Annotated in this window: 2 protein-coding genes; both read right to left on the bottom strand. The window is 68.2% G+C overall.

The genetic code is table 11. The features are described 5' to 3' along the window. On the bottom strand, positions 1-151 hold a 151-nt coding region (locus tag HV826_RS36460), incomplete at its 3' end, for a DNA-3-methyladenine glycosylase I (protein WP_176421583.1). A gap of 74 nt (positions 152-225) precedes the next feature. Beyond that, on the bottom strand, positions 226-556 hold a 331-nt coding region (locus tag HV826_RS36455; protein WP_217918924.1), incomplete at its 5' end, for a hypothetical protein.

The following is a 556-nucleotide window of genomic DNA, read 5'->3' as shown; positions in this document are numbered from 1 at the left end:
GGATGACGATCCACGCGAGCCCCGCCTGGAAGCCCTCCAGCATCAACATCTCCCAGAGCGCGCGGCTGTCGCGCACGGGCACGCCCCACTCCTCGTCGTGGTAGGTCTGGTACAGCGGATCCGCTCCCACCCACACGCAACGCTGTTGCATCCGCGCTCCTCGCTGGTTCGCGGCAGGGGCTACCACGAAGACTGAACAGGCGGCCAGTCCCGTCGTCTGTGTCTTCAGCGCGGGCGCGTCAGCAGCGCGAACAGCCCGTCGCTCCACCACCGGCCGCGCAGCCCCGGCAGGAACCGCTGCCAGTACACGCTGCTGCGGGGAATCCGCCCGGGCAGCGGATAGTCGAAGTCGATGGACTGGAAGCCCGCCTCCACGGCCATGCGCCGCGCGTCCAGTTCCGTGATGGGCGTGATGTGTCCGGAGTCCCGGTAGTCCTGCTCGCAGAACGCGGGGAAGTAGCCCCGGACCAGGAAGGACAACCTTGCCGTCAGGCTGTCGTTGTTGGGCGTGGTGAAGAAGAGGTGGCCTCCGGGCTTGAGCACGCGGAAGGCCTCC

This window comes from Myxococcus sp. AM010 (genome assembly GCF_013372585.1).
Taxonomy (GTDB): Bacteria; Myxococcota; Myxococcia; order Myxococcales; family Myxococcaceae; genus Myxococcus; species Myxococcus vastator.
The sequence above is the reverse complement of the archived record's forward strand: the minus strand, read 5'-3'. Positions and strand labels throughout refer to the sequence as shown.